The sequence below is a fragment of the Bacillus sp. LJBV19 genome (assembly GCF_017797845.1).
Classification (GTDB): Bacteria; Bacillota; Bacilli; order Bacillales; family Bacillaceae; genus Bacillus; species Bacillus velezensis.
In genome coordinates this window covers 1,481,551-1,495,418 of record NZ_CP072563.1, presented here as the reverse complement: position 1 = coordinate 1,495,418, position 13,868 = coordinate 1,481,551, and the positions used below count along the sequence as shown (strand labels likewise).

The 13,868-nt window shown below is 44.7% G+C and carries 16 protein-coding genes; 4 read left to right on the top strand and 12 right to left on the bottom strand.

Features of this window, described 5'->3' with window-relative positions; translation table 11 throughout:
* Positions 1-35 precede the first annotated feature (35 nt).
* Genes J6600_RS07480 through J6600_RS07465 form a run of 4 tightly spaced genes read right to left on the bottom strand, consistent with a single transcriptional unit; the run spans position 36 to position 3,044 of the window.
* Positions 36-329 carry an anti-sigma factor family protein gene (locus J6600_RS07480; RefSeq protein WP_007409673.1) on the bottom strand — a complete coding sequence of 98 codons (294 nt, stop codon included), beginning with the start codon at positions 327-329 and terminating at the stop codon, positions 36-38.
* Entirely contained in the window at positions 326-847 is a 522-nt protein-coding gene (locus J6600_RS07475; protein WP_209388199.1) for a sigma-70 family RNA polymerase sigma factor, read from the bottom strand. Before J6600_RS07475 ends, J6600_RS07480 begins: the two co-directional genes overlap by 4 nt.
* The gene (locus tag J6600_RS07470) at positions 848-1,117 is read right to left on the bottom strand and encodes a hypothetical protein (protein ID WP_017417713.1); all 270 of its coding nucleotides are present in this window, start codon (positions 1,115-1,117) and stop codon (positions 848-850) included.
* A complete protein-coding gene (locus tag J6600_RS07465) occupies positions 1,107-3,044 on the bottom strand; it encodes a hypothetical protein (protein ID WP_209388198.1) in 1,938 nt (645 codons plus the stop codon). Before J6600_RS07465 ends, J6600_RS07470 begins: the two co-directional genes overlap by 11 nt.
* Positions 3,045-3,366: 322 nt before the next feature.
* Between J6600_RS07465 and J6600_RS07460 the strand changes: the two genes are divergently transcribed.
* Positions 3,367-4,932 (top strand): M4 family metallopeptidase, encoded by a 1,566-nt coding sequence (locus J6600_RS07460; protein ID WP_100261765.1) that lies wholly within the window; start codon positions 3,367-3,369, stop codon positions 4,930-4,932.
* Between the two features lie 51 nt (positions 4,933-4,983).
* Here J6600_RS07460 and J6600_RS07455 read toward each other — a convergent pair whose 3' ends face one another.
* The 3 genes from J6600_RS07455 to J6600_RS07445 form a co-directional block, all read right to left on the bottom strand.
* Positions 4,984-5,436 (bottom strand): GNAT family N-acetyltransferase, encoded by a 453-nt coding sequence (locus J6600_RS07455; protein WP_014417654.1) that lies wholly within the window; start codon positions 5,434-5,436, stop codon positions 4,984-4,986.
* Entirely contained in the window at positions 5,423-6,220 is a 798-nt protein-coding gene (suhB, locus tag J6600_RS07450) for an inositol-1-monophosphatase (RefSeq protein WP_017417710.1), read from the bottom strand. Before suhB ends, J6600_RS07455 begins: the two co-directional genes overlap by 14 nt.
* Positions 6,221-6,353: 133 nt before the next feature.
* On the bottom strand, positions 6,354-6,542 hold the full coding sequence (locus tag J6600_RS07445) for a hypothetical protein (protein ID WP_003154513.1): 189 nt from the start codon (positions 6,540-6,542) through the stop codon (positions 6,354-6,356).
* A gap of 235 nt (positions 6,543-6,777) precedes the next feature.
* On the opposite strand from J6600_RS07445, the gene J6600_RS07440 reads away from it, so the two are divergent.
* Positions 6,778-7,410, top strand: a complete 633-nt coding sequence (locus tag J6600_RS07440) for a DUF1054 domain-containing protein (protein ID WP_007409668.1) — start codon at positions 6,778-6,780, stop codon at positions 7,408-7,410.
* A 34-nt stretch (positions 7,411-7,444) separates the two neighbouring features.
* Here J6600_RS07440 and J6600_RS07435 read toward each other — a convergent pair whose 3' ends face one another.
* Positions 7,445-7,711, bottom strand: a complete 267-nt coding sequence (locus J6600_RS07435) for a UPF0223 family protein (protein WP_007409667.1) — start codon at positions 7,709-7,711, stop codon at positions 7,445-7,447.
* Positions 7,712-7,890: 179 nt separating this feature from the next.
* Between J6600_RS07435 and J6600_RS07430 the strand changes: the two genes are divergently transcribed.
* Entirely contained in the window at positions 7,891-9,363 is a 1,473-nt protein-coding gene (locus J6600_RS07430) for an aminotransferase class I/II-fold pyridoxal phosphate-dependent enzyme (RefSeq protein WP_209388197.1), read from the top strand.
* 47 nt (positions 9,364-9,410) lie between these two features.
* Here J6600_RS07430 and J6600_RS07425 read toward each other — a convergent pair whose 3' ends face one another.
* Positions 9,411-9,530: a GapA-binding peptide SR1P gene (locus J6600_RS07425; RefSeq protein WP_003154518.1), complete on the bottom strand. Its 120-nt coding sequence runs from the start codon at positions 9,528-9,530 to the stop codon at positions 9,411-9,413.
* A gap of 113 nt (positions 9,531-9,643) precedes the next feature.
* Positions 9,644-10,435, bottom strand: coding sequence for a polysaccharide deacetylase family protein (locus J6600_RS07420; RefSeq protein ID WP_209388196.1), 792 nt, complete (start codon positions 10,433-10,435; stop codon positions 9,644-9,646).
* Between the two features lie 248 nt (positions 10,436-10,683).
* Between J6600_RS07420 and J6600_RS07415 the strand changes: the two genes are divergently transcribed.
* The gene (locus tag J6600_RS07415) at positions 10,684-11,058 is read left to right on the top strand and encodes a hypothetical protein (protein WP_014417650.1); all 375 of its coding nucleotides are present in this window, start codon (positions 10,684-10,686) and stop codon (positions 11,056-11,058) included.
* Positions 11,059-11,105: 47 nt separating this feature from the next.
* Here J6600_RS07415 and lpdA read toward each other — a convergent pair whose 3' ends face one another.
* Together lpdA and pdhC are read right to left on the bottom strand one after the other, a co-directional pair.
* On the bottom strand, positions 11,106-12,518 hold the full coding sequence (lpdA, locus tag J6600_RS07410) for a dihydrolipoyl dehydrogenase (protein ID WP_007409663.1): 1,413 nt from the start codon (positions 12,516-12,518) through the stop codon (positions 11,106-11,108).
* A gap of 4 nt (positions 12,519-12,522) precedes the next feature.
* Positions 12,523-13,851, bottom strand: a complete 1,329-nt coding sequence (pdhC, locus tag J6600_RS07405; protein WP_014417649.1) for a pyruvate dehydrogenase complex dihydrolipoyllysine-residue acetyltransferase — start codon at positions 13,849-13,851, stop codon at positions 12,523-12,525.
* Positions 13,852-13,868 lie beyond the last annotated feature (17 nt).

The following is a 13,868-nucleotide window of genomic DNA, read 5'->3' as shown; positions in this document are numbered from 1 at the left end:
GATTAAAACGCCCGGTCATTCAGCCGGGCGTTTTTTTAAATCAGCAGTTTAAGGATCAGCATGATAAAGAAAACAGCGCCGAACAAACAGGCTGCTTTTATCAGCAGCTTCCCGTAATACCGTTCCTTAAACCGCCTTTCTTCTTCTGCATAACAGGCTGGCGCCTTCATCTCAGGGCTGCCGAGGTCAAGCGGCTCCTTCATCATATGATATAAACTCCCGCACTTACCGCATGATTCAAGATGGCGGGAAATAAACCGCTCCGTTTCTGTTTCACAATCGCCTTCAATATATAAAGGGAGTAAATCTCTCACTAAACAGCAAGTCATATCTGTCCGTCCTTCCTTTTTTCCGCCAAATGCTGTTTCAGCTGCATTCTCGCCCTGTACAGGGTGCTCTTCACCTTCGAAAGACTCCATTCCAAAACATCAGCAATCTCTTCGTAAGACAGCTCTTGAAATTCCCTTAAAATTAAAACGGTCTGCTGATCGCTTTTCAGACGCTGAATCTGCCCGGTCAGCGCATTCTGAGTGTCTGTCCGGGCGACGTAATGCTCCGGCAGTTCATATGTTGTTTGCTGAAGCCCTTCATTCAGGGTGATATCTGAAAATTGATATTTTCTATCACGTCTGTACCAATTGATGAAGGTATGATGGGCAATTGCATAGAGCCACGTTCTGATAGACGAATGGCCCTTAAACGACTCAAGCCCGTTAAATGCTTTCATAAATGTATCCTGAGCGAGGTCTTTAGCGGTCTCAGCATGTTGTGTGCGTCTGTAAAGGTAATACATAATATCTTGATAATGTTCACGGTACAGCTGTTCAATTGACATCTTGTTTTTCATTTAAAAGTAAAACCACACTGTCATCCAGATTGAGAGCACAATGAAGAATCCGTACAATCCATACGTCAGGCATTTCATGTACTTAATCTGGCGGATATCGCCGGACGGCGCATTCAAACCATGTTCATTCTGCCCTTTTCTGTTTTCCGCCTCAGCTCCGAATAAAGGCTCATGTTCTTTCATCCACTGGAGCGTGCCGCCTTCGAGTTCCCCCTCCTTATATAGGTCGTATAAATCGAAGAAGACAGCCTTTTTTTCTTTATTGTTCATAAAGGTTCACCGCCTCGTAAGTATCCGCGTTCACTACATATGCGTCATGACGGTTTGAACCGAACGGCTGAATAATGACAAGCCATGCGTTATATATTACGCCGTCTTTCACCGCTATGACAGGCTTCACCCGCTTTTTGTAAATGATGCCGTTATAAGCTGCCGCCACTTTTTTGAATGCTGTTTGTCCGTCTCTGTATGTATGCGGGAATGTTTTGGCACTTCCCTGTCCGTAGAATGAGGCCTCTTTCATGCCTTCTTCATTCCGGAGCGTATAAACGAATGTGCCTTCAGAGTTTTCAAAAACGAGATTGCCTTCCGATTTATCAATTTGTCTAAGCTTTGAAGTATCCGCGTCCAGCAATGAAAAAAGCTTCTTCTGAAGTTCTGTTTTTGTTAAAACGGTACTGTCAGGTGAGACTCTGATTTTCATAAGACGTCCGGATACTGCATCAAATATCAGCTCCGTTCCGTTATTCGCAGTTACGGTCAAACTGCTGCCGATCAGGCTGTTTATATCTGTATTTGTGATTTCAAATGTCTGATCAGGCATTTGAAGCGTACGAAAGGCGGCTTTTGATGCTTTGACTATGTCTTTTTCCGTCATATGCACCTGCGGTAGTGACTCAAGCTGATAAATAGACGGATCTTCTGAAAAACCCATAATGGTGTCTTTTTCCCAGTAAAATACTGTGCCCGAATCTTCGTGTTTCGTCCCTTGTGTTTTCGGCGCAATCTCCACGACAAACTGTCCGTTTTCTTTTCTCACTGTTGTCTGAATGCCTTGTGTTTTTATTTTTCGGCCGTGTGCCGATAAGAAATCCAGCGACTTTTTCCGGTATTCCTCTTCTGTTAAAGTGCGGCCTTCCGGTTTTTTAAGATATTGATAATTTGTAATCAATCGGGAAACCTCGTCCACTTCCGCTTCGTAATCTTCCGTTTTAAAACGGTAAAAGTAATGGAGGTCCTGATTGGTTTCTGTTAAATAAATCGGATTCTCAGCCGGAAAAAATGAAGTAAGGATCCGTTCCGCTTGGTCTGAAGTGATATGTTCACCCACATTATCAACAGAATCTTCAGCTATCGGCTTTGAAACCGCAAAAGCTGCATCGCCCGCATTGTATACCGGATTCAAAAAGACAATAAAACCAGCGGCCGTTGCCGCCGCAAGAAAGCTTTTCGTCCGCTGTCTGATCCTGTCTGACCGATGAAATAAATGATGGGTCATCAGAAAACCGGCCATCGTTAAATACACCGTAAATGGGAGAAGTCTGCCGTAATCTTTTGTTACACCTGCCGAGGGCGCAGCGAGCACCCACACCAACAGCCCGATGACCCCGGCATAAAACACGCCGATAAAAACGGGTCTCGGTTTCCAATACATTTTAAAGAATAAAACATTCATAGAAATCAGCAGAAGTAAAACAACCGTAATAAAACATAGCATCGAAACTATATCCTCCCCCGCCATCGCATCGGGACTGATATTCCAGAAAGCGAAAAAGCTGAAGATCAGCTGAATGACGGGCAGTGTCACCACAGTGAGATCAAACGTATAAAACATGCCCTTTCCCCTCTGCTCCTGCGGCATGAGGATATAGTGAAACGCGGTGAGCAGCACATACCCATACATTAAGAGATGAACGATCGGCAGAAGCTCGCTTTCTTCCGATATCAAATAGTGCGCGCTAAAGTGAGTACTCTGCACCTGATGAACCAATTCAACTGTTATGCCCGCTAATAATACGGCCCTGAGCAGAGTTCCTGAATAAAACCAGACTCTCTCACGGCTGATTTTCGGATGAAAAGTCAGCGCGTATAAAACAGCAAGGCAGACGGCTGACCACTGAATGATCAACACGCTCTGTCTGCTTAAAATGAAATATCTGTCGAAATGCTGAATAAAATGACTGAAAATCTCTGACATCTGAAACAATCCTTTTCGTTTATTAAGGCCTCACCCGTTTAGACAAACGGCTATAAAAAAAGTTTTACAAATCGGAACATTTTTCCCCTATCATTTTTCCCGACTTCATTTGTCATTTTTTTCAGAATAAATCGCATCATTCGACTCATGTCTGATTCAACACGTGCCTCTCGGCTTATCCCCCGATGCTGGCCGCCGGAAGCCTTTCCGGGACGATTCTATCAATTCATCAGCGGAGTCTAGTTTTATATTGCAGAATGAGAGAATGCTGGTTTATTATAACAATATAAGTTTTCATTATTTTCAAAAAGGGGGATTTATTGTGGGTTTAGGTAAGAAATTGTCTGTTGCTGTCGCCGCTTCCTTTATGAGTTTAACCATCAGTCTTCCGGGTGTTCAGGCCGCTGAGAATCCTCAGCTTAAAGAAAACCTGACGAACTTTGTGCCGAAGCATTCTTTGGTGCAATCTGAATTGCCTTCAGTCAGTGACAAAGCAATCAAGCAATACTTGAAACAAAACGGCAAAGTCTTCAAAGGCAACCCTTCTGAGAGACTGAAGCTGATTGACCACACGACCGATGATCTCGGCTACAAGCACTTCCGTTATGTGCCTGTCGTTAACGGTGTGCCTGTGAAAGACTCGCAAGTCATTATTCACGTCGATAAATCCAACAATGTCTATGCGATTAACGGTGAATTAAACAACGATGCTTCTGCCAAAACGGCAAACAGCAAAAAATTATCTGCAAATCAGGCGCTGGATCATGCTTTTAAAGCAATCGGCAAATCACCTGAAGCCGTCTCTAACGGCAACGTTGCAAACAAAAACAAAGCCGAGCTGAAAGCAGCGGCCACAAAAGACGGTAAATACCGCCTCGCCTATGATGTAACCATCCGCTACATCGAACCGGAACCAGCTAACTGGGAAGTAACCGTTGATGCGGAAACAGGGAAAGTCCTGAAAAAGCAAAACAAAGTGGAGCATGCCGCTGCAACCGGAACAGGTACGACTCTTAAAGGAAAAACGGTCTCATTACATATTTCTTCTGAAAGCGGCAAATATGTAATGCGTGATCTTTCTAAACCTACCGGAACGCAAATTATTACGTACGATCTGCAAAACCGACAATATAACCTGCCGGGCACGCTCGTATCAAGCACTACAAACCAGTTCACAACTTCTTCTCAGCGCGCTGCCGTTGATGCGCATTACAATCTCGGCAAAGTGTACGATTATTTCTATCAGACGTTTAAACGCAACAGCTACGACAATAAAGGCGGCAAAATCGTATCTTCCGTTCATTACGGCAGCAAATACAATAACGCGGCCTGGATCGGCGACCAAATGATTTACGGTGACGGTGACGGCTCATTCTTCTCGCCTCTTTCCGGTTCAATGGACGTAACGGCCCATGAAATGACACACGGTGTTACACAGGAAACAGCCAACCTGAACTATGAAAATCAGCCGGGCGCTTTAAACGAATCCTTCTCTGATGTATTCGGATACTTCAATGATACTGAGGACTGGGATATCGGTGAAGATATTACGGTCAGCCAGCCGGCTCTCCGCAGTTTATCCAATCCGACAAAATACGGACAGCCCGACCATTACAAAAATTATCGAAACCTTCCGAATACTGATGCCGGCGACTACGGCGGCGTGCATACAAACAGCGGAATTCCGAACAAAGCCGCTTACAACACGATTACAAAAATCGGCGTGAAAAAAGCGGAGCAGATTTACTACCGTGCACTGACGGTATATCTCACTCCGTCATCAAGCTTTAAAGATGCAAAAGCAGCTTTGATTCAATCAGCGCGGGACCTTTACGGCTCTCAAGACGCTGCAAGCGTAGAAGCGGCCTGGAATGCGGTCGGCTTGTAAACAAGAAAAGAGACCGGAGAAATCCGGTCTCTTTTTTATATCTGAAACATTTCACAATGGCTTCACCATGATCATATATGTTTTTTCCCGATCGTCTTTTTCAAGCTTAAGCTGTTCAAAGCCGCATTGGCTTAAAAACAAAACCCATTCCTGCCTGTCCAGGGGAACGGCTGAAAACATCGCTTTATGCTCCCCTCTCAGCCGGCCCGCAATCTCTTCAATGACCGCGCGTCCGATTCCTTTCTCTTTTGCCTCCGGAGCGACGGCCACGGTTCCGAGCCACGGTTTTCCGTTTGAAGGCGCCCATTCCAAATGAAAACTGACGGCGGCAGGAGCGCCGTCAATCTCCCATACGAGCCACGTTCCATTGTACATGGAGTATGCAAGCATAAACTCCGCCGCATTTTTTGTTCCGAACTCTTCGCTTTTCCACACCGGGTGTGATGCCGCCAGCTGCTCCAGAAACCCGAGATCTTCTTCTTCAAAATCTCTACCTGTCAGCATGTAAATAGTCGTCAAAGATAATTTTATGTATTGCCGGATTGCCCGCAAGCACGCTGTGGTTATCTAAAAACGTAAACGGTTCGCCGTCTGTGGTCGTGTAAATGCCCCCGACTTCGTTCAGCAGCACGCAGCCGGCAGCGTAATCCCACGGCGCGAGCCTCATCGTAATGTATGCGTCAATGCGGCCGGCCGCAACACTGGCCAGCTCAAGTGCCGCCGAACCGTAGGAACGCGTTCCTCTGACCCGTTTTACGAGCGGCGCCAAAATACTCGGGTCAATCCTTCTGTTTTCCGTCACCCATGTGGCATTGATTGCAATAATGGCTTCTTCAATGGAAGCTTCTTTTAAAGGAGCAAGCGGCGTATTGTTCAGATAAGCCCCTTTTCCGCTGAATGCGTGATACAGTTCGTCCTGCATCACATCATAAATTAAGCCGATTTTGCCTTTTCCGTCTTCAAAGATGCCGATGGAGATCGCGAAATGCCGCTTTTGATGGACAAAATTCATCGTTCCGTCAATCGGATCAATGATCCAGACAATTCCGTCAAGGGAGCGGAGTTTATCCCCCTGCCCTTCTTCTCCGAGAATCCGGTGTCCGGGAAAAGTTCCCTGTATACGGTCAATGAAAAAGCGTTCCGTCTCTTTATCAATATTTGTGACTAAATCATTCGGATTTGATTTTGTTTCAATCGTCAAGCTTTCCTGCATGGATTGTCTGATTCTCGTTCCGGCTTCTTTTACCCATTTTTTTGCGATATCATCAATTTCCGTCCAATTTGTCATACCGTGTACCTCTTTTCTATGTATAGCTTATTCTATAGCATACTGATAAAGGCGATGAAAAAGCAAGGAAAATGAAAAAAATGCCTTCTCACGTAAAAACGAACCATTTCCTGCGGTTCGTTTTTACTATTCTTTATCCGTTAAGCCGAATCCATTCTTTTCTGAGACGTTCCAGTTTTCTTTTGCTGAGATCGATTTGATCTTCATTCTCTTTTTGCATGGCCTCATACAGGGTTGCCAATTCATAATCAACCTCTAGTCTCCAGACAGCTACACGGTTATTTTTTTCCTCCCTGAATCCTTCCTTCACCACTTGCCTCATTGTCTTTCGCCCCTTCCAGAGATCATTTGTTAAAAAAGCATCCCATTTTTCCAATTTATTAATGATACTTCTTATATCGTATGGAAACTTATATTCGGCTGTAACAACATTCTTAAAATTGTGTGTTTACCTATTCGTTTTTTACCCCAATCCTCTCGGCTCAAACGTTCTCAATGTTTTTGCGGCCGGCGGCGGCTGTGGTAAAATATGAATACTTACGATAAGGAGGAAAAAGATGACTCAGATGCGTTTTACAAAAGAAGACTTCGATACATTTACAATAGAAGGTTTAGATCCGCGCATGGAGGTGTTAAAAGAACAAGTCCGTCCGAAGCTGACCTTGTTAGGAGAGCATTTCGCACCGACATTGTCAGCATTGACAGGAGATGAAATGTTCCCGCATGTCGCCAAGCACGCGAGAAGATCTGTCAACCCGCCGGCTGACAGCTGGGTTGCCTTTGCCAACAGCAAACGCGGGTATAAGAAACTCCCTCACTTTCAGATCGGTTTATGGGACACCCATATGTTTGTATGGTTTGCCATCATTTATGAATCTCCGATAAAAGAGGAATACGGCAGATTGCTGGAAGCGAAGCAGGAGGACATCACAAAACAGATTCCCGGTCATTTTGTATGGTCGCCGGATCATACGAAGCCAGGTGCGTACAAGCAGTCCGACATGGATCAGGAGCAGCTGAAAACATTATTTGAACGCCTGCAGACAGTGAAAAAAGCAGAGCTTTTGTGCGGCATTCAGCTGCAAAAAGAAGACGTGATCAACATGAACAACAATGAATTCCTGCAAACCATTGAAGATGCTTTTAGGAAGCTTTCCTTTTTATACACACTGACTCAGAAAGTCTCATAACATAAAAAGCGGGCCGATTGCCGGCTCGCTTTGTCTACATTTTGATAATCGCTTGATCTGATTGTTTCGCCTGTTTCACAGTCCGATACGGGGAATAGGTGCTGTCAGCTTCAAATTGGCTGCAGATTTTCTTTTCTTCCGCTTTCCCGGGAACGATTTCTTTAAAGCGGCGGTACGCATTCAGAAGTCTGTCTCGGTCAGCTCCTTTTTCATAGGCGTTTTCCACCTGCTGAAAAAAAGCAATGACATCCACAGCCTCCTCTGTCGTCCAGTCCTCATTCATCGGATATTGATATTCCAAATGTCTTCACTCCTTTATAATCATGCTCAAAATAAGCATCTTCCATAGATCATAAATTGTTCTTTACTTTCTTTCAAGTTCATAATATAATTCATTTGTTTTACGTTTAAAAAATGGGTAATAAAACTGAATGTAATACAAACTAATCCGTAGGTATTATGATAAAGGTGGGAAAACAATTGCCGCAACATGAAACACCCCTGTACAGCGGACTGAAAAAGCACGCGGACAGACAGCCTGTCCAATTCCACATTCCGGGCCATAAAAAAGGCGCGGGAATGGACCCGGAATTCAGACAATTTATCGGAGAAAACGCGTTAAGCATAGATTTAATTAATATCGAACCTCTGGATGATTTACATGCGCCAAAGGGCATCATTAAAGAAGCACAGGATCTGGCCGCTCGAGCATTCGGCGCAGACCATACCTTCTTTTCCGTACAAGGGACGAGCGGCGCCATTATGACGATGGTCATGGCCGTATGCGGACCCGGAGATAAAATCATCATCCCGAGAAACGTTCATAAATCCATTATGTCGGCCATTGTATTTTCCGGAGCGGTGCCGATTTTTATACACCCGGAAATTGACGATGAGCTCGGAATTTCTCACGGCATTACGCTTGAGTCCGCCGAGCGGGCTTTGACGGAGCACCCTGACGCAAAAGGCCTGCTTGTCATAAATCCGACGTACTTCGGTGTGGCAGCGGACTTGAGCAGCATTGTAAAGCTCGCGCATTCTTTCGATGTGCCTGTGCTTGTCGATGAAGCGCACGGCGTGCATATTCATTTTCATGATAAGCTTCCTCTGTCCGCCATGCAGGCGGGCGCTGATATGGCAGCCACAAGCGTGCACAAATTGGGAGGCTCCCTGACGCAGAGCTCCATTTTAAATGTGAGAGAAGGCCTTGTTTCTAAAGAAAGAGTACAGTCGATTTTAAGCATGCTGACGACAACGTCAACATCCTATCTGCTTCTCGCTTCACTGGATGTCGCAAGAAAACGCCTCGCTACAGAAGGCCGCGATCTTCTTGACGATACGATTCTGCTGGCGGATCAGACACGGGAACGCCTCAATCAAATTGAAGGCATCCGCTGTGTCGGCGAAGAAATCACAGGGTCTAAAGCTGCCTTCAGTTATGATCCGACTAAATTAATCATTTCGGTCAAAAACCTCGGCCTGACGGGTCATGACGTTGAAAAATGGCTCCGCGAATCATATAATATCGAAGTCGAGCTGTCCGATTTGTATAATATTTTATGTATTTTCACCCCCGGAGACAGAGCAGGGGATGCCGACCGTCTTGTAAGCGCGCTTACAGACATTTCAAAGCAGGCTTCCGCCAATGACTATGCTCATCAGCAAACCGAAGTTCTGCTTCCTGAAATTCCTCTGTTAGCGATGACGCCAAGAGACGCGTTTTACGCAAATACGGAAGTCATTCCGTTAAAAGAATCCGCGGGACGGATCATCGCAGAGTTTGTCATGGTGTACCCGCCGGGAATTCCGATCTTTATTCCGGGTGAGATTATTACTGAAGAAAATATCAGCTACATTTTTAAAAACTTGGACGCCGGCCTTCCTGTGCAGGGTCCCGAAGATGCAACGCTTGAAATGATCAGAGTCATCAAAGAGCAAAAAGCCATCCAATAAATATAAAGAAGCCCGAAACGAAATCGTTTCGGGCCTTTTTACGCTTTTTACTCTTCTTCAAGATGACACTGGCATTGTCCGCAGCATGTTCCGTATAACGTCGTGACCTTCTCATCCTCAAAGTAATGAATCGCTTCGTTACAGTCTTGGCAAACAATTGTACCCATCTGTCATTCCCCATTTCTCAGAATTTGAAAACGCTTAATTTTTACTTGTTGTTATTATATTATTATGTCACATTTAATATGTCAACTGATAAATTGTATAACACATTTATTTTTTACGGTCTTTTTATAGCTCGAGGGTCAATCACGGTATATCCTTTATGACGCAATCCTTTTACAATGTCCGGCATGGCTTCCGCCGTCCATTTGCGGTCATGCATCAATATGTTGGCCCCGTCCCGCAGATAAGGACTGCTCAGTGTGATATCGGTAAGCGCTTTTTTGGATTGATATTTCTGATCCCAATCATACCCGAAGGTCCAGTTCATTTTCACCATACCTTCTTTTTTTATAAGTCTGTCACTGTAGTCCGTATTGCTTCCGAAAGGCGCCCTGAAAAATGCGGGTTTCTCTCCTATTACCTTTTCAACCTCTTTATTGACGCCAATGATTTCTTCCCGTTGTTTTTGTTCGGAAAGATCTTTTAAGTTTTGATGAGTCATTGTATGATTTCCGATCATAAAACCTAACTCATGAATATGCTTAAGCGCTTTCTTATTTTCATCTTTTTTCAAAAAATGTCCGTTTACAAAAAAGATCGCTGACGCATTGAGATCATGCAGTTTGTCCGCAATCTCAGCGGCATGCTGATCAGGCGCGTCATCGATCGTTACCAATGCGATCGGTTTTTTCTCTTTCTGTTCATCCATTTTTTCCACAGAAAAGGTTTTCGGATTGATATAGTAACGGGGCTCCGCCTTCTGTTTTTCCTCTTTTGTATGGTGGTTTTCCCGTTTGGCATGATTGGCCGCGGCTTGAGAATGGGGTTTGTTTGTTTGCATTTTTTCATTTGATTGGCAGCCGGCGAGTAAGCACATACATACGACGGCTGCAGCGGCTTTATACATGACAATCCCTCCTGATATGGTTTTGCCCCCAGTATAACGAAAAAACAGCGCTCTCACGAAAAACAATGTGCCTTTTTTACACATCGGCTGCGCAAGTTGTCACACGTATTATTTCTTCATTAAAAACGGTTTCAATTATATAACAATTCAGTAACAAGCCTTAGGTTTTTCACCTCTCGTGATACACTTGATATAGTCCTTATAAATGGATGAACCAATATATTATATAAAACAGAGGAGTAAGATAGATGCGCTACCGTACGGTGATTCCCTTTTTTTTGATGCTGTTCGTTCTGTCAAGCTGTTCGGTTTCTACTGTCAGTCCATTCAAAAAAAACCGGATCGACAGCATTCATCACACTCAAATCTTGTTTTTTTCCGATGAAAATCATATAGATAAAGAAGTGCCTTATTACGATGCGATCCTTGATTTAGAAAAGAAATATCCCCATCATGTCGATCAAATGAAGGTTTATGACAACAGAAAGGGATGGGAAGAGGAAATCAATACGTTCCCTGCGCTGATGGTGATCAATCATCGGCATGTGGTCATGAAGATTGAGGGATCCGTAAAGAAAAAAGAGGATATCATCAAACCTATGCAGCATGTGCTTGCACAATAAAAACAGCCCCCGCTTTTACAAACGGGGGCTGTTTCTTTGTTACATTATTATTTTACGATATGGATCGGGCTTCCGATTGCTACTTCGGCAGCTTCCATAGTGATTTCGCCCAATGTCGGGTGAGCGTGAATTGTCATTGCGATATCTTCAGCAGTCATTCCGCCTTCGATCGCCAGGCTCAATTCAGAAATCATGTCAGAAGCGCTTGCGCCGGCAATTTGCGCACCGATTACAAGACCGTCTTCTTTACGAGTGATCAGCTTCATGAAGCCGTCAGTTTCGTTAAGAGACAGCGCACGTCCGTTTGCTGCAAACGGGAACTTAGCTGCAACGACTTCAATGCCTTCTTCTTTCGCCTGTGCTTCAGTGTAACCGACAGAAGCCAGTTCAGGCTCAGAGAATACAACCGCCGGAATACCGAGGTAATCGATTTCAGCCGGCTCTCCTGAAATAGCTTCCGCAGCGATTTTACCTTCGTAAGACGCTTTGTGAGCCAATGGAGGTCCGTCAATGATGTCACCGATTGCGTAAATGTTCGGTACGTTTGTGCGGCACTGCTTGTCTGTTTTAATGACACCGCGGTCAGTCATTTCGATACCGACTTGCTCAAGGCCGAGCTCGTCAGTGTTCGGACGGCGTCCGACAGTGATTAATACGTAATCAGCATCAACCGTTTTTTCTTCGCCTTTTACTTCGAATGTAACTGTTACGCCGTCAGGTCTTTCTTCAACGCCTTTAGCCATAGCGCTTGTATGGATTTCAACGTTGCCTTTTTTCTTCAGTCTGCGGGTAACGAGAGAACTCATTTGTTTTTCGAAGCCAGGAAGAATTTCATCTCCGCCTTCTAAAATAACCAATTCAGTTCCGAAGTTCGCATACGCTGTTCCAAGCTCAGTACCGATATATCCGCCGCCGATAACAACGAGCTTTTTCGGAATTTCTTTAAGCGCAAGTGCGCCTGTAGAGTTCAGAACGCGTTCGCTATATTTGAAGTTTGGCAATTCGATAGGGCGAGAACCGGTAGCAATGATTGCGTTTTTAAATGTGTATGTTTGTGCAGAGTTCTCATCCATTACACGGACAGAGTTGCTGTCTACGAAATAAGCTTCCCCTTTTATAACGTCCACTTTATTTCCTTTTAAAAGACCTGCAACACCGCCGGTAAGCTTATTTACAACAGAAGCTTTCCATTCTTGGACTTTTGTAAAGTCAACTGTTACGTTCTCAGCAGTGATTCCCATGTCATCTGAATGTTTTGCATTCTCGTAACGATGGCCTGCATTGATGAGCGCTTTTGAAGGAATACAGCCGACGTTCAGACAAACGCCTCCAAGAGTTGCTTTTTCAACGACTGTTACTTTTTGTCCAAGCTGAGCAGCGCGGATGGCAGCTACATAGCCGCCAGGTCCCGCACCAATCACAAGAGTATCTGTTTCAATAGGGAAATCTCCTACTACCATAACATTACGCCTCCATTAAAATAAGTTGTGGATCGTTCAGTAAACGCTTGATGTGGTTTAACGCATTTTGTGCAGTTGCTCCGTCAATCATACGGTGGTCAAAGCTGAGAGAAAGAGCTAAGACAGGAGCAGCTACAATTTCACCGTCACGGACGATCGCTTTTTCAGCAATACGGCCGATACCGAGAATCGCAACCTCTGGGTGGTTGATAACCGGTGTGAACCATTGGCCTCCGGCAGAACCGATATTTGTGATCGTGCAAGAAGCGCCTTTCATTTCCGCAGGTGCAAGCTTGCCTTCACGCGCTTTTGTAGCAAGGCTGTTGATTTCATCAGAGATTTCGAAAACGGCTTTACGGTCGGCATTTTTCACTACCGGCACAAGCAGGCCTTTTTCGGTATCCGCTGCAATTCCGATGTTAAAGTAATGTTTTTGGATCACTTCATCTGTTTTATCATCAATAGATGTGTTTAAAACAGGGAATTTTTTCAAAGCGGATGTTAATGCTTTGACGACGTAAGGCAGATAAGTCAGCTTGATGCCTTGATCAGCAGCAACTTGTTTGAACTGTTTGCGGTGAGCAACAAGATTTGTTACGTCAACTTCATCCATAAGAGTTACGTGCGGTGCAGTATGCTTAGAGTTCACCATTGCTTTCGCGATCGCTTTACGGATACCGCTCATTTTTTCGCGTGTTTCAGGGAATTCGCCTTCAGGAGCCTGAGCCGCTGCAGGTTTAGCTGTTTCCTGAGGTGCAGCTGTTTCTTGCGGTGCCGCTTCTTGAGCCGCTCCTCCATTTGCAAAGCTGTCGATATCTTCTTTTACAACACGTCCGTTATTGCCTGAACCTGTTACTTTACGGATATCCACGCCTTTTTCACGGGCATATTTGCGTACGGAAGGCATCGCGATCACGCGTTTGTTCGGATCAGCTTCCGCTTGGTCCTGCTGTCCTGCGCCGGTTTCTTTTGCAGGCTCTTTAGGAGTCTCTTCTTTAGCGATATCCTGCCCTGCTTCAGCAGACGACTGAACTTGAGCTTCAGTTTTCGCATCTCCTGAATCATGGCTTCCTTTAAATTGAAGATCTTCGTAACCAGGTGCGTCAAACGTAATAATCGTTTGTCCAACAGTTGCAACTGTTCCCTCTTCAACTTTTAATTCTAATACTTTTCCTTTAACAGGTGAAGGAATTTCTACCACTGCTTTATCATTTTGCACTTCAGCCAGAACATCGTCTTCTTCTACCTCGTCGTTCGGCTTAACAAACCATTTTACGATTTCGCCTTCGTGGATACCTTCCCCGATATCCGGAAGTTTAAATTCAAATGCCACAGTTTTCGACCTCCTAG